The sequence below is a fragment of the Micromonospora sp. CNZ322 genome, from assembly GCF_007827755.1.
Map to the genome: position 1 here is coordinate 187,304 of NZ_VITD01000011.1, position 25,275 is coordinate 212,578.

The 25,275-nt window shown below is 70.7% G+C and carries 20 protein-coding genes; 9 read left to right on the forward strand and 11 right to left on the reverse strand.

Annotated elements, in window-relative coordinates; translation table 11 throughout:
• The first annotated feature begins 35 nt into the window (after positions 1-35).
• The 6 genes from FB453_RS24400 (at position 36) to FB453_RS24425 (ending at position 9,657) form a co-directional block, all read left to right on the forward strand.
• Positions 36-1,673, forward strand: coding sequence for an ABC transporter substrate-binding protein (locus FB453_RS24400; protein ID WP_145793817.1), 1,638 nt, complete (start codon positions 36-38; stop codon positions 1,671-1,673).
• 88 nt (positions 1,674-1,761) lie between these two features.
• On the forward strand, positions 1,762-2,451 hold the full coding sequence (locus FB453_RS24405; protein WP_145793819.1) for a DUF624 domain-containing protein: 690 nt from the start codon (positions 1,762-1,764) through the stop codon (positions 2,449-2,451).
• Positions 2,448-4,481 carry a beta-galactosidase gene (locus tag FB453_RS24410; protein ID WP_145793821.1) on the forward strand — a complete coding sequence of 678 codons (2,034 nt, stop codon included), beginning with the start codon at positions 2,448-2,450 and terminating at the stop codon, positions 4,479-4,481. Before FB453_RS24405 ends, FB453_RS24410 begins: the two co-directional genes overlap by 4 nt.
• Positions 4,478-6,616, forward strand: coding sequence for an alpha-glucuronidase (locus FB453_RS24415; protein ID WP_486480414.1), 2,139 nt, complete (start codon positions 4,478-4,480; stop codon positions 6,614-6,616). The genes FB453_RS24410 and FB453_RS24415 overlap by 4 nt, the downstream gene beginning before the upstream one ends.
• A 307-nt stretch (positions 6,617-6,923) precedes the next feature.
• A complete protein-coding gene (locus tag FB453_RS24420; protein WP_145793824.1) occupies positions 6,924-8,234 on the forward strand; it encodes an extracellular catalytic domain type 1 short-chain-length polyhydroxyalkanoate depolymerase in 1,311 nt (436 codons plus the stop codon).
• A 40-nt stretch (positions 8,235-8,274) separates the two neighbouring features.
• Complete coding sequence (locus FB453_RS24425; RefSeq protein WP_145793826.1) at positions 8,275-9,657, forward strand: glycoside hydrolase family 10 protein; 1,383 nt, start codon at positions 8,275-8,277, stop codon at positions 9,655-9,657.
• 100 nt (positions 9,658-9,757) lie between these two features.
• Here the strand turns inward: FB453_RS24425 and FB453_RS24430 are convergent, their stop codons facing one another.
• A complete protein-coding gene (locus tag FB453_RS24430; RefSeq protein ID WP_145793828.1) occupies positions 9,758-10,477 on the reverse strand; it encodes a methyltransferase domain-containing protein in 720 nt (239 codons plus the stop codon).
• Between the two features lie 28 nt (positions 10,478-10,505).
• Here FB453_RS24430 and FB453_RS24435 point away from each other — a divergent pair, with 28 nt between their 5' ends.
• Complete coding sequence (locus FB453_RS24435; protein ID WP_486480415.1) at positions 10,506-10,913, forward strand: MerR family transcriptional regulator; 408 nt, start codon at positions 10,506-10,508, stop codon at positions 10,911-10,913.
• Here the strand turns inward: FB453_RS24435 and sthA are convergent.
• The 4 genes from sthA to FB453_RS24455 all read right to left on the reverse strand — a co-directional run bounded on the left by sthA (position 10,910) and on the right by FB453_RS24455 (position 15,312).
• Positions 10,910-12,313, reverse strand: coding sequence for a Si-specific NAD(P)(+) transhydrogenase (sthA, locus tag FB453_RS24440; protein WP_145793830.1), 1,404 nt, complete (start codon positions 12,311-12,313; stop codon positions 10,910-10,912). The genes FB453_RS24435 and sthA overlap by 4 nt on opposite strands.
• A gap of 53 nt (positions 12,314-12,366) precedes the next feature.
• A complete protein-coding gene (locus FB453_RS24445) occupies positions 12,367-13,386 on the reverse strand; it encodes a cellulose binding domain-containing protein (RefSeq protein WP_145793832.1) in 1,020 nt (339 codons plus the stop codon).
• A gap of 88 nt (positions 13,387-13,474) precedes the next feature.
• Positions 13,475-14,113, reverse strand: coding sequence for a response regulator (locus FB453_RS24450; protein WP_112605503.1), 639 nt, complete (start codon positions 14,111-14,113; stop codon positions 13,475-13,477).
• Positions 14,110-15,312 carry a histidine kinase gene (locus FB453_RS24455; protein ID WP_145793834.1) on the reverse strand — a complete coding sequence of 401 codons (1,203 nt, stop codon included), beginning with the start codon at positions 15,310-15,312 and terminating at the stop codon, positions 14,110-14,112. Before FB453_RS24455 ends, FB453_RS24450 begins: the two co-directional genes overlap by 4 nt.
• A gap of 146 nt (positions 15,313-15,458) precedes the next feature.
• On the opposite strand from FB453_RS24455, the gene FB453_RS24460 reads away from it, so the two are divergent.
• Entirely contained in the window at positions 15,459-16,217 is a 759-nt protein-coding gene (locus FB453_RS24460; protein WP_112589497.1) for an ABC transporter ATP-binding protein, read from the forward strand.
• An 8-nt stretch (positions 16,218-16,225) separates the two neighbouring features.
• Positions 16,226-18,745: an ABC transporter permease gene (locus FB453_RS24465; RefSeq protein WP_486480416.1), complete on the forward strand. Its 2,520-nt coding sequence runs from the start codon at positions 16,226-16,228 to the stop codon at positions 18,743-18,745.
• A gap of 51 nt (positions 18,746-18,796) precedes the next feature.
• Here FB453_RS24465 and FB453_RS24470 read toward each other — a convergent pair whose 3' ends face one another.
• The 6 genes from FB453_RS24470 to FB453_RS24500 all read right to left on the reverse strand — a co-directional run bounded on the left by FB453_RS24470 (position 18,797) and on the right by FB453_RS24500 (position 25,245).
• Complete coding sequence (locus tag FB453_RS24470) at positions 18,797-20,410, reverse strand: ricin-type beta-trefoil lectin domain protein (RefSeq protein WP_145793838.1); 1,614 nt, start codon at positions 20,408-20,410, stop codon at positions 18,797-18,799.
• 205 nt (positions 20,411-20,615) lie between these two features.
• Complete coding sequence (locus FB453_RS24480) at positions 20,616-21,449, reverse strand: MmyB family transcriptional regulator (protein WP_145793922.1); 834 nt, start codon at positions 21,447-21,449, stop codon at positions 20,616-20,618.
• A 98-nt stretch (positions 21,450-21,547) separates the two neighbouring features.
• Positions 21,548-22,972: an aldehyde dehydrogenase family protein gene (locus tag FB453_RS24485; RefSeq protein ID WP_145793840.1), complete on the reverse strand. Its 1,425-nt coding sequence runs from the start codon at positions 22,970-22,972 to the stop codon at positions 21,548-21,550.
• Between the two features lie 85 nt (positions 22,973-23,057).
• Entirely contained in the window at positions 23,058-24,023 is a 966-nt protein-coding gene (locus tag FB453_RS24490; RefSeq protein ID WP_145793842.1) for a quinone oxidoreductase family protein, read from the reverse strand.
• Entirely contained in the window at positions 24,020-24,382 is a 363-nt protein-coding gene (locus FB453_RS24495) for a hypothetical protein (RefSeq protein ID WP_112589508.1), read from the reverse strand. The genes FB453_RS24490 and FB453_RS24495 overlap by 4 nt, the downstream gene beginning before the upstream one ends.
• Positions 24,379-25,245 carry a DODA-type extradiol aromatic ring-opening family dioxygenase gene (locus FB453_RS24500; RefSeq protein WP_145793844.1) on the reverse strand — a complete coding sequence of 289 codons (867 nt, stop codon included), beginning with the start codon at positions 25,243-25,245 and terminating at the stop codon, positions 24,379-24,381. Before FB453_RS24500 ends, FB453_RS24495 begins: the two co-directional genes overlap by 4 nt.
• Between the last annotated feature and the right edge of the window lie 30 nt (positions 25,246-25,275).

Here is a 25,275-nt window from a genome sequence, read left to right on the forward strand (position 1 = left end):
CCACATTCGAATCCCCACCACCGAAAGGACGAGCCATGCTCCACAAGACGTGGCGCCGGGTGGCGATAGCCACCGCGGGTCTGCTCGCGCTCACCCTCAGCACCGCCTGTTCCGAGGACCCCGGCGAGTCGACGGACCTCTCGGAGAACAAGGTCGGGGCGATGGCCACCTACGGCGTCGGCGACCAGTTCAAGGCCACCGAGGCGCTGTCCTTCTCCACCCTCTACAACAACCACACGTTCTACCCGCTCAAGGAAGACTGGGCGTTCTGGTCGGAGCTGACCAAGCGGACCAACGTCAAGATCGAGCCGGTGGCCGTGCCGCTGAGCGACTACGAGCAGAAGCGCAGCCTGCTGATCGGCGCCGGAGACGCCCCGCTGATCATTCCGAAGACGTACCACCCGCAGGAGAACGCGTTCGTGTCCTCCGGGGCGATCCTCCCGGTGAGCGACTACCTGGACCTGATGCCCAACCTCAAGGACAAGATCGCCAAGTGGAACCTCAAGCCGGAGATCGACAACCTGCGGCAGTCCGACGGTAAATTCTACCTGCTGCCCGGCGTCCACGAGAAGCCCACGCAGGACTACACGGTGCTGGTGCGCACCGACATCATGCAGGAGCTGAACCTGGCGGTCCCGAAGACCTGGGACGAGCTGTACACGGTGCTCAAGGCGATGAAGGCGAAGTACCCGAACGTCTACCCGTACTCCGACCTCTTCAGCAAGCCCAACCCCACCGGGGCCCTGCTGAACATCCTCGGCTCGGCCCACGGCACCCAGGCGGGTTGGGACTACCAGCACGCCACCTGGGACCCGGCGGCGAAGAAGTTCAACTACACCGGCTCGTCCGACCAGTACAAGCAGATGGTCACGTTCCTGCACAAGCTCGTCGCCGAGGGCCTGCTCGACCCGGAGAGCTTCACCCAGACCGACGACCAGGCACGCCAGAAGCTCGCCAACGGCAAGTCCTTCGTGGTCACCGGCAACGCGCAGACCCTGGTCAACAACCACCGACCCGACCTGGCCAAGACCCTGCCGAACGCCAAGTTGGCCAAGATCCCGTTGCCGATCGGCCCGGCCGGCGAGATCAACCCGTTCCCCCGGTTGGAGAACGGCATCATGATCTCCTCGAAGGCCCGGGAGAGCAAGAACTTCGTGGCCATGATGCAGTTCATCGACTGGCTGTGGTATTCGGACGCCGGCTTGGAGTTCGCCCGCTGGGGCATCGAGGGCACCACCTTCACCAAGGACGCGTCCGGCAAGCGCACGCTCAACCCCGGAGTTGATTTCCTCGGCCTCAACCCGAAGGCCCCCAAGCACCTGCAGAAGGACTTCGGCTTCCAGAACGGCGTCTTCGCCTACGGCGGCAGCCCCGACCTGGTCCGCGGCTTCTTCTCCCCGGAGGAGCTGGAGTTCCAGAAGGTGATGGACGCCCGTACCCCGAGGGTGGTGCCTCCGCCCGCCCCGTTGACCGACGAGGAGCGCGAGCAGGTGTCGCTCTGGGAGACGCCGTTGAAGGACTTCGTCACCCAGAACACGCTGAAGTTCGCCCTGGGTCAGCGCCCGCTCAGCGAGTGGGACGCGTACGTGGCCGAGCTGAAGGCCAAGAACTCCGACCAGTACATCGACCTGGTCAACAAGGCGTACGAGCGGTTCCAGAAGAACAACGGCTGATCAACGGGGGTCCGGTCGGGCGGCCTGTCGCGGCCCGGCCGGACCCCCGGCGACCACGGATCAGCTGAGTCGACCGGAGGGAGCGACAGTGAGTGGCGCGACTCAGACCCGGCGACAGTTCGGCGACGGACCACTGTCGCGGATCACCTCGCGCGTCTACATCCTGCTCGTGGTCGAGCTGCTCCTGCTGCTCACCACGCTGCCCGCCCTGCTCCCGCTGCTTCTGCTGGGCCGCGATCCGAGCAACCTGCCGCTGGCCGCGCTCCTGCTGGTATCGGTCGGCCCGGCGATCTCCGCCGCCCTGTACGCCCTGCGCCACCAACGAACCGACCTCACCGACCTGCGCCCGGCCACCCTGTTCTGGCGTGGCTACCGGGCCAACGTGCTCGGCGTGCTGCGCGTCTGGGTGCCGACGCTGCTGTGGCTGACAGTGCTCGCCGTGAACCTCGCCTACCGCGGCGCGATCGGCCTGTCGAGCTGGTGGGCGGTGCCGCTGGTGCTGATCGGAGTGGGCGTGACGCTCTGCGCGGCCAACGCCCTGGTGATCACCTCGCTGTTCGACTTCCGCACCCGGGACGTGCTCCGGTTGGCCGTGCACTTCCTCGTGCGTACCCCCGGTGTCTCCGTCGGCAACGCCCTGCTGCTGGCCGCGGCGGCCGGGATCACCGCGGTCTTCTCCGAAGCGGTGCTGATGCTGCTGGCGTCGGTCGCGGTCCTGGCGTACCTGCGCATCAGCGAACCGATGATCCATCTGATCCGGAAGGAGTTCACCTCGTGAGCCTGCCTCTCAGCGCCAAGGTGCCCTTCGGGGGCGACTACAACCCGGAACAGTGGCCCGAGGACGTGTGGAAGCAGGACTACCGTCTCTTCGACACCGCACGGATCGACCTGGTCACCCTCGGGGTGTTCGACTGGGCGCTCACCCAGCCCGCCGAGGACACCTACGACTTCACGCTGCTGGACAGGATCGTCGAGCGGGCCAGTGCCGAGGGACGCGGGATCTGCCTGGCCACCGGCAGCGGCGCCCACCCACCGTGGTTGGCGAAGGCGTACCCCGAGGTGACGCGGACCGACTTCGAGGGCCGCAAGCACCGCTTCGGTCAGCGACACAACTCCTGCCCCAGCTCGCCGGTCTTCCGCCGGCTCTCGACGGAGCTGGCCCGCCGGGTCGCCCGCCGCTACGCCGACACCCCGGCGGTGCTCGCCTGGCACGTCGGCAACGAGTACGGCGGCGCCTGCTACTGCGCACTGTGCGCGGCCGGCTTCCGGAACTGGCTGCGCCACCGCTACGGCACCCTCGACGACCTGAACGAGGCCTGGTACACCACCTTCTGGTCGCACACCTTCACCGACTGGGACGAGATCGAGCCCCCGTCGGCGCTGACCGAGCACTGGCGCGGCCCGGACCACACCGCGTTCCCGGGCATCACAGTGGACTACCTGCGGTTCACCTCCGACGCGATGCTGACCAACTTCCGCGACGAGAAGGCGGCCATCCGGGAGTCCAGCCCGACGCTGCCGGTGACCACGAACTTCATGGGCATGTACCGGCCGATCGACTACCACCGCTGGGCCCCTCATCTGGACTTCGTCTCCTGGGACAACTACCCGCCCGACGACGAGTCGGCGGCCCGGATGGCACTGACCCACGACCTGATGCGCGGGCTCAAGGACGGCCAGCCGTTCTGGCTGATGGAACAGACCCCGAGCTGCACCGCGTGCCGCGACGTCAACCCGTTGAAGCGTCCCGGGCTGATGCGGCTGTGGAGTTGGCAGGCCGTGGCGCACGGCGCCGACGCGGTGCTCTTCTTCCAACTGCGTGCCTCCCGCGGTGCCAGCGAGAAGTACCACGGAGCGGTCATCGGGCACGCCGGTCGTGCCGACACCCGGGTGTTCCGGGAGGTCGCCGAGCTGGGCGCCGAACTGGAACGGCTCGGCCCGGCGTCGCTGGGCGCGCGGACCCCGGCCCGGGTGGCGCTGCTGTTCGACTGGGACAGCTGGTGGGCGTTGGAGCTGTCCGACGGCCCGTCCCGGCTGGTCCGCTACCAGCAGGTCGTGCTCGCGTACCACCGGGCACTCTGGGACGCCGGTGTGGACCTGGACGTCGTCGCGGTGACCGCCGACCTGTCCCGCTACGACGTGGTCGTGGCCCCGGCCCTGCACCTGCTCAAGGGGGACCTGCCGCAGCGGCTGGAGGCGGTGGCGGCGCGCGGCGGGTCGGTGCTGACCACCTACCTGTCCGGCCGGGTGGACGAGAACGACCAGGCGTTCCTGATGGACGTGCCGGGTCCGCTCGGGCAGCTCATGGGCGTCCGGGTCGACGAGTGGGACGCCCGCGGCCCGGAGGTGGTCAATCCGGTCCGCCTCGGCGACGGCGCGGATCAGGTCGAGGTCGACGCGCGGCTGCTGTTCGAGCTGGTGATTCCGCAGGGCGCGCAGGTCGTCGGCACCTACCAGGCCGACTTCTACGCGGGCACCCCGGCGGTGACCCGCAACTCCTTCGGCGCCGGCGACGGCTGGTACGTGGCCGCCGGACTGGACCAGGCCGGGGTGTCCTGGGTGGTGCGGCAGGTGCTCGCCCGCCATGACCTGCTCGGGCCCTACCCGGACGTGCCGGACCTGGAATCCGCCGTCCGGGTCGCGGCGGACGGGTCGCGGCTGCTGTTTCTGCTCAACCACCGCGCCGAGCCGGTCGAGGTGACCGCCCGGACCGGCGGCGCCGACCTGCTCACCGGCGACCGTACGGCGGCCGGCGGTGCGCTGCGGCTGCCGGCGTACGGGGTTGTCGTGCTGGAGGAGGACCGGTGAACGCCGAAGAGTCGGTGGAGTTGGAGCAGCTGATGTTCGTCGAGGAGCCGATGGACGGTGACGACCCGCGCGTCCACCCGGCCTGGCTGCCCCCGGAGGCGTTCCGGTCGCTCGGCGCGCGCCGCGTCCTCCTGCACGGCGAGGGGTTGCTCGTCGACACCGTCCTCAACGAGGTCTCGCGCGCCTGCGCGCGTTACGGCGGACGGGTGTGGCACTCCCCGTCCTGGGACGTCGACGTGGACCTGGTGCTCGCCCTGCGCGACGCCGGTGAGCTGCCCAACCCGTCGGTGGAGACGGCGCGCGCCGCCGGCGAGGCGGCGCTGGTCGAGTTGGGCGACGGCGGGACGCTCGGCGACGAGGGTTTCGTGTTGGCGCGGGCCGGCGACGTGACCGCGGTGCTGGCCGACGCGCCCGCCGGCCTGCTGTACGGGCTCTTCCACGTGGTCCGGCTCTGCGCGGCGGCCTTCGACCCGGCCCGACCGCCCGAGCGGCACCGGCCGGCGCTGCGCCGACGAATGCTGAACCACTGGGACAACGTGGCAGTGCACCCGGTGATGGGCCAGGTCGAACGGGGGTACGCGGGCGGCTCGATCTTCTGGCAGGACGGCCGTCCGCGCGGCGACCTGGCCCGGGTACGGGAGTACGGGCGGCTGCTGGCCTCCTGTGGGGTCAATGCGATCTCGGTGAACAACGTCAACGTGGCCCGTACGGAGGCGCTGCTGCTCACCGAACGGCTCGGCGACGTGGCCGAGATCGCCGACGCGCTGCGCCCGTACGGCATCCGGGTGCACCTGTCGGTCAGCTTCGCCGCGCCGGTGCTCCTCGGAGGCCTGTCGACCGCCGACCCCCTGGACGAGGCCGTGCGGGCCTGGTGGGCCGCTACCACCCGGCGGGTCTACGACCGCATCCCGGACTTCGGCGGTTACCTGGTGAAGGCCGACTCGGAGGGGCAACCCGGCCCGTTCACGTACGGCCGCGACCACGCCGACGGGGCGAACCTGCTGGCCGAGGCCCTCGCCCCGCACGGGGGAGTGGTGCACTGGCGTGCGTTCGTCTACAACCACCACCAGGACTGGCGGGACCGGTCCACCGACCGGGCTCGGGCCGCGTACGACCACTTCGCCCCGCTCGACGGGCGGTTCCGCACCAACGTGGTCGTCCAGGTGAAGTTCGGCCCGGTGGACTTCCAGACCCGCGAGCCGGTCTCACCGGTGCTCGCCGCGATGCCGGCGACCCGGCTGGCGGTGGAGTTGCAGGTCACCCAGGAGTACACGGGCCAACAGCGGCACGTCTGCCACCTCGGCCCGTGGTGGAGTGAGGTGCTCGGCTTCGCCCCCTGGGGGCCGGACGGGAGGACGATCGCCGACGTGGTCACGGGAGAGGGCGCGGCCGGCGGCGGGATGGTCGCCGTCGCCAACGTCGGCGACGACCTCTTCTGGACCGGGCATCCGTTGGCACAGGCCAACCTGTACACGTTCGGCCGGCTGGCCTGGGACCCGCGGCGGGACCCGACGGCGATCCTCGACGAGTGGATCACGCTGACCTTTCCGCCGTCGGCGACCGCCGACGCGGAGCTGGTGCGGCGGACCCTGCACGAGATCATGGACGACTCGTGGCGCACGTACGAGCGCTACACAGCCCCGCTGGGCGTCGGCTTCATGGTCAACCCCGGCGACCACTATGGACCCGGCGTCGACGGGTACGAGTACACCCGGTGGGGCACCTACCACTTCGCCGACCGCGACGGCGTCGGCGTGGACCGCAGCCGCATGTCGGGCACCGGCTTCGCCGGCCAGTACCCGCCGTACTGGGCCCAGGTGTACGAGTCACCCGAGACCTGCCCCGACGAGCTGCTGCTCTTCTTCCACCACGTGCCGTACGGGCACGTGCTGCACAGCGGTTCGACAGTCATCCAGCACATCTACGACACCCACTTCGCGGGGGTCGAGGAGGTGACGGCGATGCGACGGAAGTGGCAGACGTTGACCGGCATGATCGACCCGAGCGTGTACGAGCGGGTCGCCGAACGCCTCGACGAGCAGGTGCGCTGCGCCACCGAGTGGCGCGACCAGATCAACACGTACTTTTTCCGCAAGTCCGGGGTGCCGGACGAGCGAGGGCGGGACATCTACTGAGCGGCGGTGGGGCGCGGCTCGGCCATCCGGTCGGGCCGTCCTCGTGCCGTGCGCCCAGCGCCTGGCAGGTTCCGAAAACGTCCCGATAATTTATCGCCACCCATTGCCCCTGATCATGCCCGTCGATGCCCACTGCTGCGCAGGTGACCGCCGGAACCGTTGCGGCGAAAGGTTTCCGGAAGTCTTGACAATCGAGTGTGCTCGATCGAAGCTGACATGGTCACGCGAGCCGCGGTCAAGGTCGGGCGAAGGGCAGTCCTCGACTTAAGTCCCCTTCCACGCGCCTTTTTCGCAAGGGATCGCGACGATGACACTGAAGACGAGAATGCTTGGCGTCGTCATGGCGGCCGTGACACTGGCCGCCGCCGCGTTGACGTTCGCCACTCCCGCGTCGGCGGCGACGCTCACGCAGGTGACCAACTTCGGCACCAACCCCACCAACCTGCAGATGCACCTGTACGTCCCGGACCGGGTGGCGGCCCGACCGGCGATCCTCCTGGCCATGCACTACTGCACCGGGACGGGCCCCGCGTTCCACTCGGGCACCCAGTACGCCTCCCTCGCGGACCGGTACGGGTTCATCGTGATCTACCCGTCGGCCACCCGCAGCAGCAAGTGCTGGGACGTCTACTCGCCGCAGGCGTTACGCCGTGGCGGCGGCAGCGACCCGGTCGGGCTCATGTCGATGGTCGACTACGTGCGGCAGCGCTACTCCGCCGACCCCGCGCGGATCTTCGCCACCGGCACCTCCTCCGGGGCGATGATGACCAACGTCATGCTGGGCGTCTACCCGGACGTGTTCGCGGCGGGCGCCTCGTTCGCCGGGGTGCCGTTCGCCTGCTTCGCCACCGGCGGCACCTCGGAGTGGAACAGCCAGTGCGCCAACGGGCAACTCATCCGGACCGCCCAGCAGTGGGGTGACCTCGTCCGGGAGGCGTACCCCGGATACACCGGCCAGCGACCCCGGATGCAGATCTGGCACGGCACGAACGACGAGACGCTGCGCTACCCGAACTTCGGTGAGCAGGTCAAACAGTGGACCAACGTGCACGGGCTGAGTCAGACCCCGACGTACACCGACTCCCCGCAGTCCGGCTACACCCGCACCCGGTACGGCAGCAGCGGCCCGATGGCGCCGGTCGAGGCGATCAGCATGCAGGGTGTCACGCACAACCTGCCGGTCGACGCCGCGCAGGTGATCCGCTTCTTCGGGCTCGACGGCACCCCGCCCCCGACCACCCCGCCGCCGACCACGCCGCCCCCGACGACCCCGCCCCCGACCACGCCGCCGCCGACCGAGGGAGCCTGCCGGGTCGGCTACACGGTCAACGCCTGGAACAGCGGCCTCACCGCGAGCGTGGCCATCACCAACACCGGTGCCACCGCCGTGAACGGCTGGGCGCTGACCTTCACGCTGCCCAGCGGACAGCGCATCACCAGCGGCTGGAACGCCCAGTACGCCCCGGCGAGCGGCGCGGTGACCGCCCGCAACGTCTCCTACAACAACACCATCGCCCCGAACGCGTCGGTCGAGATCGGCTTCCAGGCCACGCACGAGGGCGGCACCGGCAAGCCGACCTCGTTCGTCCTCAACGGTGCCGCCTGTTCGGTGTCCTGATTTCCCTTCCCACCCCACCACCCTCAGAAGGAGCCACACGATGAGAAGTACGAGATGGAAGGCGGCATCGAGAGCCACGCTAGCGCTGGCCGGCGCGGGCGCCCTCGCGGCCGGCATGGCACTGTTCGCGACGGCACCCGCCTCCGCCGGGACGACGCTCGGTGCGTCCGCCGCCGAGAAGGGTCGGTACTTCGGCACGGCGGTGGCCGGATTCAAGCTCTCCGACAGTGCGTACACCACGATTTTGAACCGTGAGTTCAACATGGTGACCGCCGAGAACGAAATGAAGATGAACGCCACCGAGCCGCAGCAGAATCAGTTCAGCTACGGGGCGGCGGACCAGATCGTCAACCACGCGCGCAGCCGCGGGATGAGCGTGCGGGGTCACACGCTGGCGTGGCACTCGCAGCAGCCCGGCTGGATGGAGAGCATGAGCGGCAGCCCGCTGCGGCAGGCGATGCTCAACCACGTCACGCAGGTGGCCACCCACTTCCGCGGTCAGGTCGTGGCGTGGGACGTGGTGAACGAGGCGTTCGCCGACGGCAGCTCCGGAGGCCGTCGCGACTCCAACCTCCAGCGCACCGGCAACGACTGGATCGAGGCGGCATTCCGGGCGGCGCGTGCCGCGGATCCGGGCGCGAAGCTCTGCTACAACGACTACAACACCGACAACTGGACGCACGCCAAGACCCAGGGCGTCTACAACATGGTGCGCGACTTCAAGGCCCGTGGCGTGCCGATCGACTGCGTGGGCTTCCAGTCGCACTTCAACAACGAATCCCCGTACGTGAGCAACTACCGCACCACGCTGTCGAGCTTCGCGGCGCTCGGTGTGGACGTGCAGATCACCGAGTTGGACATCCAGGGCGCTTCGGCGAGCACCTACCGCAGCGTCGTCGAGGACTGCCTGGCCGTGGCCCGCTGCAACGGCATCACCGTGTGGGGCATCCGCGACAGTGACTCCTGGCGGGCTTCGCAGACCCCGCTGCTGTTCAACAACAACGGCTCGAAGAAGCCCGCGTACGACGCGGTTCTCGCCGCGCTGAACAACGGCACCACGCCGACGGACCCGCCAACGGACCCGCCCACGGACCCGCCGACCGACCCGCCCACGACTCCGCCTCCGGGCCCGGGTGGCTGCACGGCGACGGTGTCGTTGAACCAGTGGACGGGTGGCTTCGTGGCCACGGTGAAGGTGACGGCCGGTTCGTCGGCCATCAGCGGCTGGACGGTCGCCATCGGTCTCCCGTCCGGCGCGACGGTCACCAACGCGTGGAACGCCAACCGCAGCGGCAACACCGGCACGACGAGCTGGACGAACGTGGCGTACAACGGCCAGATCGGCGCCGGACAATCCACCGAGTACGGCTTCCAGGCCAACGGCACCGCCGGCAGCCTCAGCCCCACCTGCTCAGCCCGCTAAAGCCCCATCCGCCGGTGCGGAGGCCCTGCCTCCGCACCGGCCTTCGTTGATCAAGAGGTTTGCGTCATCCTGCTGGCCTGTCATGACGCAAACCTCTTGATCACCCGGCTTGTGGCGGGCGGGTGGGGGCCTGGGCGGCGACGAGGAACATCGGCACGGCGACGAGGATCCGGTTCGCGCGGGCGCGCTCGGTCTGCTCGGAGAGCCAGGTCTCCTCGTTGGTGATCCGCTTCACCACGTCGAGCGCGGTGTCGTCGGTGAACACAGCCGTGTGCACCTCGACGATCGGGTCGGTGAACCCGGCGTCGAGCAGCAGGTTGCGATACCTACGGGCAACGCGCGGCGACGGCAGCGAGTCCGCCTTCCCGTGGACCAGCCGACGGGTGGTTTCCGGGTCGTCCGAGTCAATGGCGATCAGGTCCCAGTCTTGGCCGAGCAGCACGGCTCGGCCGCCCGGTGCGAGCACCCGCCGGGCCTCGGCCACGGCTCGCGTCGGGTCGTCGAGCACGTGCAACACCTTGTCCGCCCGGTAGTGGGTGGCCGACCCGGTCTCCAGCGGCAGTTCGGTGGCGTCGCCGACATGGAACTCGCCGGCCGGCCAGCGCTTGCAGGCCACGGCGATCATCTCGGGATCGAGGTCGACGCCGACCGCGTGGGCTCCGCGCTCGGCCAGCTCGGCGACGGCGCGGCCACTGCCACAGCCAGCGTCGACGACGGTTCGGCCAGTGAGGTCGCCGAGCAACTCGTAGGAACGGGCGCGCAGTTCGACGGCCGCGGGCTCGCTCTCGATGGCATCGAGGACAGCTAGAAGACTGGACATGCCCGCCATGCTCGGACTTAATGTCGACATGAAGTCAAGCACGATGACGATCGGCGAAGTGGCCGACCACTTTGGCTTGCCGGCGCACGTACTGCGGCACTGGGAGTCGGTGGGCCTGCTCTGCCCCGCCCGGGTCACCGGCGGTCGTCGCCGCTACACCCGCGACGACATGTTCCGGGTGGCCTCGATCCTGCGCGCGAAGCAGGCCGGCCTGTCGCTGCCGGACATCCGGGCGTTCCTCGCCGCAGGCGACCCGGCAACCCGCAAGGACGTGCTGCGCCGCAACCACGGCGCGCTGCAGGCCAGGATGGCGGCGCTGCGGTCGGCGCTCGATCTGCTTGAGGCCGGGCTGAACTGCTCACACGAGGACGTCTCGACCTGCCCGAACTACCGCAGTCGGTTGGCGGAGCTGGTGGAGGTCGGGGGTGGTGGCTAACCGTCGATGCGGGTGATGTTGCGGATCTTGTTGGACGCGTCCAGGGCGGCGACCTTGTACGCCTCGGCCAGCGTCGGGTAGTTGAACACCGCGTCGACCAGGTAGTCGATCGTGCCACCGCAGCCCATCACCGCCTGACCGATGTGGACGATCTCGGTGGCGGCGGTGCCGAACACGTGCACCCCGAGCAGGCGGCCGTCCTCGGGGGAGACGAGCAGCTTCAGCATCCCGTACGAGTCGCCCACGATCTGCCCCCGGGCCAGTTCGCGGTACCGGGCGATGCCCACCTCGAAAGGGGTCGAGCTTTCGGTGAGCTGCGCCTCGGTCTGCCCGACGAAGCTGATCTCCGGGATCGTGTAGATGCCGATTGGTTGCAGGCCGTGCATCTCCCGGATCGGCTCGCCGCAGGCGTGCTGCGCGGCCAGTCGGCCCTGCTCCATCGAGGTGGACGCGAGCGCGGGAAAGCCGATCACGTCGCCGACGGCGTAGATGTTCTCCACCGGGGTGCGGTAGTTGGCGTCCACAGTGATCCGGCCGCGTCGGTCCGCCTCCAGCCCCGCCGCCTCCAACGCCAGGTCGTCGGTCTGACCCTGCCGCCCGGCCGAGTACATCACCGTGTCCGCGACGATCTTCTTGCCGCTCTTGAGGATGCACAGCGCCGCAGTCTGGTGCTTCTCCACCGCGGCGACCTCCTCGCCGAAGCGGAACGCCACGGACAGGTCGCGCAGGTGGTACTTGAGTGACTCGACGACCTCGTCGTCGCAGAAATCCAACATCCGCTCGCGGCGTTCCACCACCGTCACCTTGGTGCCGAGCGCGGCGAACATCGACGCGTACTCCATGCCGATCACCCCGGCGCCGACCACCACCATGCTGCGGGGCACGGCCTGAAGGTTGATGACGCCGTCGGAGTCCACGATCGTCCGGTCGTCGAAGTCGACGCTGTCCGGGCGGGCCGGGCGGGTGCCCGCGGCGATGACGATCTTGTCGAAGGTCACCTTGGACTCGCGGCCGGAGCCGCCGTCGACCCAGATCGAGTGCGCGTCGGCGAAACGCCCGGTGCCGGTGATCATCGCGACCCGGTTGCGCGCCAGCTGATTGCGGATGACGTCGGTCTGCCTGGTGATCACGTGCTGCGTCCGGGCCGCCAGGTCGCTGACCGTGATCTCTTCCTTGACCCGGTAGCTGCTGCCGTACAGGTCCCGCTGGCTCAGGCCGGTCAGGTAGAGCACGGCCTCGCGCAGCGTCTTGGAGGGGACCGTGCCGGTGTTGATGCACACCCCACCGATCATGTCGCGGCGGTCCACGATGCCGACCCGCCTGCCGAGCTTGGCGGCGGCGATCGCGGCCTTCTGACCGCCGGGTCCGGAGCCCAGCACCAACAGGTCGTAGTCATACACAGGCGTTAGCGTCGCAAGATGTCGCGGCTGGCGCCAGACCCCGGAGTCGAGCGTTATTCGTCTGCCACAGTGCAGAGGCCGCCGTTCAGCGTGATCTCCTCCGGCAGTTGCGTGCCGGTGGCGACGAGGCTCAGCGACACCGTGCCGCCGGGCGGGATCACCGCGTTGTAGCGCACGTTGCGCACGCGCAGGTAGCTGCTGTCGCGGTCGACGACCTCCGCACCCCACAGGCTGCGCAGTTGCTGGCCGGCGTAGAACCGCCACCTCATCGTCCACCCGTCGATCGTCGTCGAGCCGGTGTTCGTGACCTGGAGGCGTGCCACGAAACCGTCGGGCCACTGCCCCACGGTCGACCGAACCGAACAGGTTGGCGGCGGCGGCAGGGTGGTCACGGTGACCGGTGCGGACAGCGGGGACAGGTGTCCGACCTCGTCGCGGGCCTGCACCACGAAGGTGTACGTGGTGTTCGGCGCCAAACCGCTGATCTGTGCACTGTTCACGGGCGGGTACTGGTACACCTCGCGGACCCGGGTGAGAGTGCCGCCGGCGTCGACCCGGAACACCTCGTACCGGTCGAGGGCGACGTTCTCCACCGAGTGCGCCCACCGCAGACGGACCACAGTGGCGGCGACGTCGTACGCCACCGGTTGGCCCGGCGCGCTCGGCGGTTGGTCGTCGCCCGGTGGCATGGTCAGCCGCACTGTCGGGTTGGACACCGAGCTGTTGCCGGCCGCGTCCAGCGCCCACACCGAGAAGGTGTAGGTGCGCGACGGCCGCAGGTTGGTGATCCGGATGCTGTTGGTGTCTGTCGAATACTGGGCGCCGGAATCCTCGAATCGTGCGCCGACCGGATAGCGGACCACGCCCACGTCGTCGGTCGCGGCCGCCCAGGTCAGCTCGACCGAGGTGGTGTCGATGGCGACGACAGTGATCGGGCCGGGTGCGGTGGGCTGTTCGGTGTCTGCCGCGGCGTACGCCGCGGTCGCGCCCGCCGCGACCACTGTCACCGCCAGCGCGCACGCGGCCAGGGCGGGGACCGTGAACCGGATTCTGCGGAACGGATGATCAGGCACGATGATGACCTCGCTTCCGAGTGACCGCAGCGGACCAGCTATTGACTGTCATTGATGTTAGGGCAGTGCCGGTCGCACCGGTGTCCCGTCAGCCGACGAGGCGGCGTTCCCACGCCCAGGCGGCGATCTCGACCCGGTTGCGGGCCTTCAGTTTCATCTGCACGCTCGCCAGGTGGGTCTTGACCGTGCCCACGGCGATGAAGAGCTGGGTGGCGATCTCGGCGTTGGTCAGGCCCCGGGCGACGAGCTTCACGACGTCGAGTTCCCGTGGCGACAGGCCACCGTCGTCGCGCGCCGGAGCCGGCGAGCTGAGGTGCTCCAGCAGCCGTACCGTGATCGAGGGGCTGATCAGCGCGTCGCCGGACACGGCCGCGCGGACCGCCTCCACCAGCAGGGCCGGGCCGGAGTCCTTGAGCAGGAAGCCGCACGCGCCGTTGGAGAGCGCGGTGTGCACGTACTCGTCGAGGTCGAAGGTCGTCACGACGACCACCCGGACCGGGTCGGCGACGCCCGGCCCCGCGAGCAGCCGCAGTGCCTCAAGACCGTCGAGGCGGGGCATCCGGATGTCCAGCAGCACCACGTCCGGGCGCAGTCGTCGGGCCAGTTCGACGGCCTGGACGCCGTCGGCGGCCTCGCCGACCACCTCCATGTCCGACTGGGCACCAATGATCATGCCGAAGCCGGTCCGGACCATGGCCTGGTCATCGGCGATCAGCACCCGGATCACCGCGTCACCGCCACCTGAAGTGGGAACGCCGCGTCGAGCACCCAGCCACCGGCGACGCCGGGCCCGGCGGTGATCGTGCCGCCGAGGGCGCGTACCCGCTCGTTGAGGCCGATCAGACCGAAGCCGTGCCCCCGGGCCGGCGCGGTGCGCGGCGACGCGCCGTCGTCGGCGACCCGGACCAGCAACCAGGCCGGGGTACGCCGCACCGCCACGTCCACTGACCGCGCGTCCGGCGCGTGCTGGCGGGTGTTGGTCAGCCCCTCCATCACCACCCGGTACGCCGACGTGGACACCTCCACCGGCAGTCCGTTCAGGTCGCCGTCGACGTGCAGTCGAGCCGGCGCGTTCGCCGCGCTGTTGAACCCGGTCAGCAGCGGCTCCAACTCGGTCACCCCGGCCAGTGGCGCCAGCGGCGCGTCCGGCGGGGCGTCCGGGTTGCGCAGGATGCCGACCATCCGCCGCATCGAGGCCATCGTCTCCGCGCCGGCCCGCTCGATCTGCTCCAGGGCGACGATCACCAGTTGCGGGTCCTGCTCGGCGACGAACCGGGCACCCTGTGCCTGCACCACGATGCCGGTCACGTGGTGGGCGATGAAGTCGTGCAGGTCCCGGGCGAACTCGGCACGCTGCTCGGCCCGGACCAGCGCGATGGCCCGCTCCCGGCCGGCGGCCATGATGCGCAGGTAGAGCCCCACCCCGGCGGCGCCGGCCGCGGCGAGCACCTGGAGCAGGCCGAAGATCACCAGCAGGTTCTCGGTGCCGACGCGCAGCGGCATCGCGGCGACGGCGAGCCCGGCGGCTACCGCGGCCCACGGGGCGAGCCGCGGCGCGCCCCAGCGGCTCACCACGAACACCACGCCGATCAGCCCTGCCGACTCGGCGAGCCCCCAGGTGCGGGCGAGCAGGATGCCCCCGCCTCCGGAGAGGAGCACCACCCCTGCGGTCACGGCCAGTGAGGCGGTGGCGAGTGCCAGCGCGGCCAGCGGCAGCCGGCGGGAACCCAACCGGTGCACCGGCAGCCACAGCGGCACCGTCGCCACCGCCAACCCCATCGGCACCAGCAGGAGCAAGAGAGTTCCGATGCCGGAGTCATCCGCCGTGCTGGCCGCAAAGTCGAAGAGGGCGAGCAGGCCGAAGGCCACCAGCCCGGCCGCTTGGGCCAGGCGTACCCACAGACGTCGAAGATCCGGCGCGCTCATGGTGACCCAGCGTAGCCAGCCAGGTGGAGGTGGTGGATCGGCCAAAAGGCAGACCCCGCACCGGCGATACCCGGCCCCGGGCCGATGCGCGCACCCGCCGGTGGCGGCGACGCTTCCCGGGTCACCACGCAGCCACTGGAGGAACGATGACAACCCACGCCCCGCCGGAGACCAGCCACGCCGCGGTCGCCGCGGTCGACCTGGTGAAGGTGTACGGCAGCGGCGACACCGCCGTCCGTGCCCTGGACGGGGTCTCGGTCGGCTTCGGTCGGGCCGAGTTCACCGCGATCATGGGCTCGTCCGGGTCCGGCAAGTCGACACTGATGCACTGCCTCGCCGGCCTCGACACGGCCACCTCCGGTCGCGTCCTGCTCGGCGGAACGGAGCTGACCGGCCAGTCGGACCGGACGCTGACCCGGGTACGCCGGGAGCGGATCGGGTTCGTCTTCCAGTCCTTCAACCTGCTGCCGCAGCTCACCGCCGCGCAGAACATCACGCTGCCGCTGGACCTCGCCGGTCGGCAGCCCGACGCCGAACTCCTGGCGCGCCTGGTCGACCTGCTGGGCCTCGGCGACCGCCTGAAGCACCGGCCGAGCGAGCTGTCCGGCGGACAGCAGCAGCGCGTGGCGCTGGCCCGGGCGTTGGTGGCCCGGCCCGAGGTGGTCTTCGCCGACGAGCCGACCGGCAACCTCGACTCCCGCTCCGGCGCCGAGGTGCTCACCATCCTGCGCGACTCGGTACGCGACCTCGGCCAGACCGTCGTCATGGTCACCCACGACCCCATCGCCGCCGCGTACGCCGACCGGGTGGTGCTGCTCGCCGACGGGCGGCTGGCCGGCGAGATCGACAAGCCGAACCAGGTGTCGGTCACCGACGCGCTGCGCGATCTGGCGGCCCGCCGATGAGGGCGACAGTGCTGCGTACCCAGACGACCGCCGCAGCCCGGCGGCCCGGCCGGCTGATCCTGACCGGCCTGGCGATCCTGGTCGCGTCGTTCGTCGTGTTCGGCACCGTTCTGGTGCAACAGATCACCGAACGGACCGTGCGGGACAACCTCAGCGGCACCCCGGCCGTCACCGACCTGGTGATCGGCACCGTTGACGTGCCGCCACCCACAGTGACCGACGTGCGGCAGGTCCGGGCCGTGCCCGGGGTGGCCGAGGCGGTGGCCCGGGTCTCGACCGGGGTCTCCATCGGAGAGGGGTACCTCAACCTCCAGTCCGATCCGGGCACCGGCCCGCTGACCACGGTCCGGGTGATCGAGGGCAGCTACCCGGACCAGCCCGGCGAGATCGCGATCACGCCGCGCACCGCCGAACGGCTCGGACTCTCGGTGGGCACCACCACCAGCGGCACCGGCGGTGAACTCACCACGCCCGCCCCACTCACCGTGACCGGCGTGGTGGAGAGCAGCGCCGACGCCGGCTACGACGCGTACGCCCCGGACAGCGCCGTGATCGCCTGGGCGCGCCTGACGAGTGTGGAGCGCGTCGACGTGCGGGTGGCCCCCGGGGCGTCGACCGACGCGGTCCGCCAACGGGTTACCGCGGCGGTCGCCGGCCAGCCGATCCGCTCCGGTGCCGAGGTGCGCGAGGCCGAGGCCCAGGCGGCGGCCGAACAGGTCGGGAGACTCTTCATCCTGGTCGGCATGTTCGTCTCCATCGCGGTCGTCGCGGCCGCGCTGGTGGTCACCTCGACCTTCCGCATCGTCTTCGCCCAGCGGATGCGGCAGCTCGCGCTGCTGCGGGCGGTCGGCGCGAGTCGGGCCACCCTGGTGGGGGCCCTGACTGCCGAGGGAGCCCTGACCGGGCTGGTCGCCGGCGTCGTCGGGGTCGCCAGCGCCCTCACCCTCGGGTACGCGCTACCGGCGATCCTGCGCGCCACCGGCCACGCTGTCTCGTCGCCGGGACTGCCGCTGGCGGCGGCGGTCACTGTGGTGATCGGTGCCGTCGTGATCACCGTGCTGGCCGTGCTGGCACCGGCGCTCTCCGCCGCCCGGGTCTCCCCGCTGGAGGCGCTGCGGGCGGCGAGCGTCACCGCCGGCCGCCGCGGCATCGGCGTGCTGCGTCTGGTCTTCGGGCTGCTCCTGGCCGGCGGCGCGGTCCTGGCGGCGGTCGGGACGATCAGCCAGTTGCCGAAGCCGGAGCAGTCGGACTACGACCCGTCGATGCCACTGCTCCTGCTGGTCGGGTCCGGCGCGTTGGCGTTCTTCGCGCTGGTGGCCCTCGGCCCGCTGCTGGTGCGCCCGGTGCTGGCCGTGGTGGGTTGGCCGCTGCGCCAGCTCGGGCCGCTCGGGCGGATGTCGGTCGGCGGAATCGGCGGGACGCCGCGCCGCGCCGCCGCGGTCTCCGTCGTGGTCGCCCTCGGCGTGACCCTGATCTCCGGGGTGGTCATCGGCGGCGCGTCGTTGCAGATCCTCGCCGACCGCGAGATGGCGCTCTCGGCCCCGTCCGACTTCGAGGTCACCAGCAACGGTGGGACGCTCCCGCCGGCCGTCGTGAGCCGGGCCGAGGCGGCACACGGTGCGCTGGCCAGAGTGGTGCCGTACCGGATGGTCGACGACGCCACGCTGCTGCGCGGCGCGGACAAGCTCGGCGACGTCGAGGCCGGTTATCCGACCAGCGACCTGGACCTGGCGGCGTTGCCGAGCACCGGCGACCTGGACGTGGCCCAGGGCACCCTGACCGATCGTGGCCCCGGCCGGATCGTGCTCAACAGCTGGGTCGCGCGGGACGCGGGCCTGCGCGCCGGCGACACGGTCACGCTCGCCGTCGCCACCGGCACTGTCGAGGTGCGGGTGGCCGCGGTCCTGCCCGGTGACGGGCCGCTGCACGCGGGCATCCTCGTCGATCCGGCCGACCTGGACCGGCTCGGTGTGCCGGCCGCGTACACCGGTCTGCTGGCCGACGCGGCCGGTGTCGGCGAGGACGGTCGGACCGCCGGCGTGCGGGCCCTGCGGCAGGCGATCGGGGGCAGCGACGGGGTGGGCCTCGCGGTGCTCGCCGACGAACGGGACCGCAACGACGCGTTGGTGCGCACGCTGGTCTGGATCGCTGTCGGTCTGGTCAGCCTGACCGTGCTGATCGCGGTGGTCGGCGTGGGCTCCACGACCGCGCTGTCGGTGGTGGAGCGGGTACGCGAGTCCGGGTTGCTCCGGGCGATCGGGCTGTCCCGGACCGGTTTGCGCACCATGCTGACCGTCGAGTCCGGCCTGTACGGGGTGATCGGCGCGACCATCGGCCTGGTGCTCGGCATTCCGTACGCCTGGTTGGCGGTCCAGACCCTCGGGATCGAGGCGCCGCTGACAGCGCCTCTGCTGCCGCTGGCCGGGCTCTTCGTGGTGCTGGTCGGGCTGACCGCGCTGGCCGGGGTGCTGCCGGCCCGTCGGGCGTCGCGGGTCAGCCCGGTGGTGGCACTGGGGGCCGACAACTGAGCACCGTCGTGGGGTGGCGCCGTGCCTTCGGCGCCACCCACGGCGGCCTGGTCAGTTGGGGTTGTTGGCGTGGGTCAGCGTCTCCCAGGCGACGAAGAGGTTGTTGGTTCCGGCCGGACGTTGTTGCAGCGTGAGGGTCTGGGTGTTGGTCATGACGTTGCCCAACCGGGTGCTCATCGCGTTGAAGCCGACCTCGGTGATCGGCCCGAGGCCGCGGGTGAGGCTGCCACCGCAGAGCCAGGAGGGCGGCGCCTCGCCGAGCTGGTAGCGCGAGTGGAAGCCCAGCGCCTGACGCAGCCGCTCACCGACCTGTGGGTACAGGTCCCGTCCCTGGATCCGGGAGGTCTCCGCGACGTGCGAGATGGCGGAGATCCCGTACCCGGTGTGGACGAAGTCGCGGCAGGTCTCCTGGGCGAGGCCGGCGACGAAGGTGGACTGGCCCTGCCAGTAGCCGATGATCTCCGCGCTGGTGTCCAGGCCGCTGCCGGGCATCGTGTACGGCAACGCGCCGTCGCTGGGCAGGTAGACGAACGCCCGGGTGCGGTTGAGGAAGCGGCTGACCGCCGCGTCGTACACGGCCCGATCGTCCAGGAACACCGCGGTGCCGACGGCGGCCTCCATCATGGTCAGTTCCCAGTTGCCGTTGCTGTTCGAGCCGTTGCGCACCACCGGCAGGTAGACGTTGCGCAGCATGGTGGCGAAGCGGTTGGCGTTGGGCCAACTCGTGTACGTGTACTTGATGATCTCCGCTGCCCGGGGCCAGACCGAGGCGGCCCAGCCGGTTTGCAGTGGCGCGTTGCTGCCGGTGTGCGCGGTGATGGTGGCCGACCACGCGTCCATGATCTGGATCGATTTCTGCGCGTACCGGGCGTCCCCGGTGAAGTACCAGGCGAGCGCGTCGGTGTACGCCGCGATGGCGTCCTCCCGCTCATCGGTGCAGCCGTTGTTCGGGTTGGAGTAGGAACCACACTCGACCACCGAACGGGCAGCCGGGGTACGCGACAGGGAGGCGTACCGGCTGCTCATCATCTGGTTGTAGGCCGCCGCCCACGGCTGCGCGCCGGCCTGCACCCGGCCGCGGACGAAGTCGAGCTGGCCTCGGCTGACCAGCACGCCGGGGTGGGTGAAACCACCCGAGGGCGGTGGTGTGGTGCCGCCGCCGGTGGGCAGCGCCCAGGTCTGGTTGGCGGTGCCGGTGCAGCTCCAGATCTGCAGGGGGGTGCCGTCGGCGGAGCTGGGACCGGTCGCGTCGAGGCACTTGCCCGAGGTCGGGTTGACCAGTTGCCCGGCGCTGGGCGACCACTGCTGCGCTCCGGTGCCGTTGCAGTCGTAGATCTGCACCCGGGCGCCGTTGGCGGTGCTGGCGGCGGCGATGTCCAGGCACTTGCCCAGCGCCCGGATCGTGCCGTCGTCGGCCACCGTCCACTGTTGCGCGGTGGAGCCGTTGCAGGTGAAGAGCTGCACCGCTGTGTTGTTGGCCGGGTTCGCGGCGGCCACGTCGACGCACTTGCCGCCGTACCCGGTGATGGCGCCCGTCGCGGCCGCCACCGCGGGCGATGCGGCGACGACCAGGCCGGTCGGTACGGCGAGCACTGCCGCGGCGAGCGCGGAGGTCAGTCTGATGCGGGGGCGGCGGGGCAGGAGCCCGGCCGATCGTCGCGCCATGTGGGGGTCCTTCCGGGGCGGCGAAACAACTGTAAAGTGTATTAATCATTACAGTCATACACACCGATATCAATGTCTTCGTCGCCACGGATGCCGTTACGGGTGCATGGACGCACCCTTGAGCACCTTGTCCACCACGTTGCGCGGCGCGTGCAACGCCAGGCCCGTCAGCCCAGCCCGCCACCCCCGCCCGAGCTGATCGCGGTCAGACGAGCTGGCCGCCGATGACGGCGAGCAGGCGCAGCTTCTCGTCGCTCGGCGACCCGGGCACGGCCGTGAAGACCAACAGTGTCTGTGACTGGTCGGGGTCCACCAGCGTCTGGCAGTGCAGCTCCAACGCCCCGACCTCCGGGTGCACAAAGTGCTTGGGCGGGCAGTAACCGGCGGGCACCGGGTGCTCCCGCCACAGCTGCGCGAACTCCGGGCTCCTGGCCAGCAGGTCGTCGACGAGCGCGGCGGCCCGCGAGCCGCGCCCGTCGCGGGTGTACGCCGCGTGCAGGTGCGCCACGAGCAGGCGACTCTGCGTCTGGTGATCCTGTGCCGGGTGCAGCCGCCGTGCCGTCGGGTCGGTGAACCAGCGGTAATGCGCGCTGCGCGCCAACCCGGTGTGCCGGGTCTCGTCACCGAGCAGGGCGATGGCCGGCGCGGTCTGCGCCAGGGTCTCGCCGAGGTGGTTCACCACCTGGGCGGGAGTGTCGTGCATCCGGTCGAGAATGCGCATCATCCCGGGGTTGACGTGGTCGGCCCGGACGGCGCGGTGTGGGACGGCGTGACCGGCGAGTTGAAACAGGTGGTCCCGTTCGGCCAGGGAGAGTCGCAGGCCACGGGCGAGGGCGGCGAGCATCTGCTCCGAGGGGTGCGGCCCGCGCTGCTGCTCCAACCGGCTGTAGTAGTCGGTGGACATTCCGCTCAACGTGGCGACTTCCTCGCGCCGCAGCCCTCCGGTGCGCCGGCGCGGACCCCGGGGCAACCCGACGTCCTCGGGCTGGAGCGCCTCGCGGCGGGTGCGCAGGAAGCTGGCGAGTTGGGCGCGGTCCACGGTGTCTCCGATCACTGCGTGCCGGCTGTCGACCGGCGCATCGAGTGCAACAGGGGAGACCCGGCAGGGTGTTCCGCCTCCCGGGCCGTCCCGTGCCGTCAGCGCTGGATGGACTTGGTCTCCAGGAACTCCTCCAGCCCAAAGCGGCCGAACTCGCGGCCGTTGCCGGAGTGCTTGTAGCCGCCGAACGGGGCGAGAGGGTTCCAGTGGCCGGCGTTCACGTCGACCTGGCCCACGCGCAGCCGCCGGGCGATCGCCAGCGCGTGCTCCGGCTCACCGAAGACGCCGCTGGTCAGGCCGTACAGCGTGCCGTTGGCGATGGCCACGGCCTCCTCCTCGTCGGCGTAGGGGATGATCGTCAGCACCGGGCCGAAGATCTCCTCCTGGGCGATCGCGGAGGTCGGGTCGACGTCGGCGAAGATCGTCGGCTGGACGTAGGCCCCGACGGTCAACCCCTCGGGCCGCTGCGGACCGCCGAACACGAGCCGGGCGCCGTCGGCGATGCCTCGCTCGATGTAGCCGACGACCTTCTGCCGGTGGGCCTCGGACGCCATCGGGCCGATCCGGGTGGCCTCGTCGCCCGGGTCGCCGACGGTGTACTGCTTCGCGGCCTCGACGGCCAACGCCACGACCTCGTCCTGACGGGAGGCGGGCACCAGCATCCGCGGCCACGCGCCGCAGACCTGACCACCGTTGCTGAACGCCATCATGAGACCCCGCTCGACCGCGGCGGGCAGGTCGGCATCGTCGAGGATGATGTTCGCGCCCTTGCCACCCAGCTCCAGCGCGACCCGCTTGACGGTCGCCGCGGCCACCGCGGAGATCCGCTGCCCCGCCCGGGTGGAGCCGGTGAAGGAGATCATGTCGATGTCCGGGTGTGCGGAGATCGCCTCGCCGACGGTCGCGCCGGTGCCGTAGACGACGTTGAACACACCCGCCGGTACGCCGGCCTCGGCGGCGACCTCCGCGAGGATGCGCGCGGTCAGCGGGGCGTTCTCGGACGGCTTGAAGACCATCGTGTTGCCCGCGAGCAGGGCCGGCGCCAGCTTGGAGACGATCTGCTGAAGCGGGAAGTTCCACGGCGTGATTGCGCCGACCACGCCGATCGGCTCGCGGACGATCAGCGAGTTGCCGACCTCCTCGGTCCAGGCGAAGTCGTCGGCCAGGCCGGCGATGGACTCGACCACCGCGGCCGGGAACGCGACCTGGGCGGTCCGGGACATACCGATCGGAGAGCCCATCTCGGCGGTGATCGCCTGGGCGATCTCCTCCGTGCGGGCGGCCAGGCTGGCGCCGAGGCGACGCAGCACGTCCGCCCGGTGCTGCGGGGTGGTCGCCGACCAGGTCGGGAAGGCGGCTCGGGCGGCGGCGACGGCGCGGTCGACGTCGGCGGCGGTGCCGGCCGGGGTCTCGGCGACGACCTCGCCGGTGGCCGGGTTGACGACGGGAAGGGTGTCGGCGGAGCCGGTGACGGTCTCGCCACCGATCCAGTGGCCGGCGACGGTGTAGGTGGAAGGTGTCATGGACCGACCGTCGCACCGCTGCCGAACCCCAACCAGGTGCGGTTTATCCAGGGTTCCGCGATCCCTGGCTGAGGCCCGGCCCCCCTCAGAGCGCGAGGACGATCCGGCCGGCGGTGGTGCCCGCGTCCTGCCGGGCCCAGGCGTCCGCGATGGCGTCGAACGGCAAGATCTCGTGGTCGACGGTGAGCCGGCCGGTCGCCGCGTGCCCGGCCACCACTGTCAGCGCCGCGGCCCGCTCGGCGGTCGACAACCCGTTGTTGGTGTAGCCGATCATCCGCAGTGCGCCGCTGCGCAGCACGGCGGACTCGATGGGCGCGGTCGCGCCGGCCGCGCTGCCAAGGTTGACCAGTCGCCCACCCGGGCGCAGCACCCGCAGCGCCGCCGCGGCCGGGACACCGAAGACCGGGTCGAGGACGAGGTCGACCGGCCCGTCGGCGGCGTGGCGGAGCCGGTCGGCCATCGACGCGACATCGTCGTCGGGGAGCAGCGGGACCGCGACGGCGGCGCCGAGCTCCTCGGCGCGGGCCCGTGCGGCGGCCGACCGGGCCACGGCGATGACGCGGCGAGCGCCGCCGAGCAGGGCGAGCTGGACGGCGGCCTGACCGACCACACCACCGGCGCCGAGCACGATGACCTGGTCGCCGGCCGCCAGGCCGCCGGCGTGGGTCAGCGCCGCGTGCGCGGCGACCGCGGAGAGACCGAGGGCCGCGAGCAGGGTCAGCGGTACGTCGGCCGGCAGCGCCACCACGTCGACGGTCGGTACGATGACCGTGGTCGCCATGCTGCCGTCGACACCGGAGCGCATGCCGGCCGACGTGCCGAACCAGACCGGGGTGCCGTCGGCGAGCCGACCGACGCCCTGCACACCCGGCACGTACGGGGTGCTCGGCGGGCCGAAGTAGCTGGTGCCGCTGGCGCAGAGCACGTCCAGCGGGGTGATCGGCACGGCCTCGACGGTGACCGCCACCGTACCGTCGGCCGGCACGGGCGCCGGCCGCTCGGTGATCGTCGGCGCAGCGCCGCAGGTGGTGAGCACTGCCGCGCGGATCACGTCGCGATGTCCGGGTAGGGCATCGAGAAGTGGGCCAGCCGCGCGCCGTAGGACTTCTGGTATTCCAGCGGCTCGGTGTTGTCCCGCTCGAAGAGGGCGATGAAGAGGGTCAGGGTGAGGAACGGGTGCGCGCCCAGCTCGAAGAGCTTCACGTGGTCGTGGGTGGCCAACGCCTCGCGCTCCACGTCGTCGAAGCGCAGCCAGGTGCTCGCCTCGCCGGTGTGGCAGTTCAGCACCGTGTTGGCGCACTCGGCCTCCCACCAGGAGACCAGCTCACGCGGCTCGCTGCGGTAGCGCTCGACCAGCTCCGGGTCCCGGTCGACCATGAAGAGGAACTTGTTCAGCAGGTACTTGCTCATGCCGTCGGCGCTCCGTTCGGGTACCAGGTGAAGTACGCCTCCATGGTGTGGAACAGATCGAGGGTGTCCACGTAGTCGGCCTTCAGGCCGGCACCGGCCACGCCCATCATGAGCATGAAGTCCATGAAGCCGTGGGTGGCGTTGCCCGGTGAGTGCAGGCTGTCCAGGGTGACCTCGCGCAGGCACTCGTCCAGGTCGCCGTTGGCGATCCACTCGACGGCCCGCTGGTCGAACTCCGGGTCCGGGCCGTGCGGGCCGAACTGCCGGGGGCCGCCCAGCTCCAGCGAGAGGTGGCCGGTGCCGATGACGGCCACCCGCAGGTGCGACGGCCACGACTCGACGATGTCGCGGATGCTCTGGCCGAGCTGGACGAAGCGCTTCGGCTGCGGCAGCGGCGGCGCGAAGATGTTGGTGTAGATCGGCACGATCGGCAGGTCGGCCTCGGGCCGCAGGGTGATGATCGGGCAGGTGATGCTGTGGTCGATGCGCAGCTCGTTGCTGAACGCGAGGTCGAAGCCGGCGTCGAGCCCGGCCCGCAGGATGTGCCCGGACAGGTCCTCCTGCCCTTTGAGCAGCATCCGGGGCAGCCCGAACTCGCGCTCCTCGTTGTACCAGTTGGCGTCGTAGTAGGGCGCCTTGCCGACCAGGAACTGCGGCATGTTGTCCAGCCAGAGCTGGTGGAAGTGGTCGGAGCCGACCATCACCAGCACGTCGGGCCGGGCTCGGGTCAACGTCTCCCGGAATGCCAGGATCTTGCGGGTCCACTCGTCGGCGAACGGTGGCCGATCCTCGCCGGTGGCCGTGCTGGCCCGGTAGTAGAAGGGGTGGTGGGTGGAGGCGATGACCGCGACGATGGAGGCCATTCCCGCTCCTTTCGGGGGTGGGAGAGGAGA

What these genes read in the sequence shown, in the direction of transcription:
- FB453_RS24400 (WP_145793817.1), top strand. Translation starts at nt 36, where the DNA reads ATGCTCCACAAGACGTGGCGCCGGGTGGCGATAGCCACCGCGGGTCTG.
- FB453_RS24420 (WP_145793824.1), top strand. Translation starts at nt 6,924, where the DNA reads ATGACACTGAAGACGAGAATGCTTGGCGTCGTCATGGCGGCCGTGACA.
- FB453_RS24425 (WP_145793826.1), top strand. Translation starts at nt 8,275, where the DNA reads ATGAGAAGTACGAGATGGAAGGCGGCATCGAGAGCCACGCTAGCGCTG.
- FB453_RS24430 (WP_145793828.1), bottom strand. Translation starts at nt 10,477, where the DNA reads ATGTCCAGTCTTCTAGCTGTCCTCGATGCCATCGAGAGCGAGCCCGCG.
- FB453_RS24435 (WP_486480415.1), top strand. Translation starts at nt 10,506, where the DNA reads ATGAAGTCAAGCACGATGACGATCGGCGAAGTGGCCGACCACTTTGGC.
- FB453_RS24455 (WP_145793834.1), bottom strand. Translation starts at nt 15,312, where the DNA reads ATGAGCGCGCCGGATCTTCGACGTCTGTGGGTACGCCTGGCCCAAGCG.
- FB453_RS24460 (WP_112589497.1), top strand. Translation starts at nt 15,459, where the DNA reads ATGACAACCCACGCCCCGCCGGAGACCAGCCACGCCGCGGTCGCCGCG.
- FB453_RS24470 (WP_145793838.1), bottom strand. Translation starts at nt 20,410, where the DNA reads ATGGCGCGACGATCGGCCGGGCTCCTGCCCCGCCGCCCCCGCATCAGA.
- FB453_RS24485 (WP_145793840.1), bottom strand. Translation starts at nt 22,972, where the DNA reads ATGACACCTTCCACCTACACCGTCGCCGGCCACTGGATCGGTGGCGAG.
- FB453_RS24495 (WP_112589508.1), bottom strand. Translation starts at nt 24,382, where the DNA reads ATGAGCAAGTACCTGCTGAACAAGTTCCTCTTCATGGTCGACCGGGAC.
- FB453_RS24500 (WP_145793844.1), bottom strand. Translation starts at nt 25,245, where the DNA reads ATGGCCTCCATCGTCGCGGTCATCGCCTCCACCCACCACCCCTTCTAC.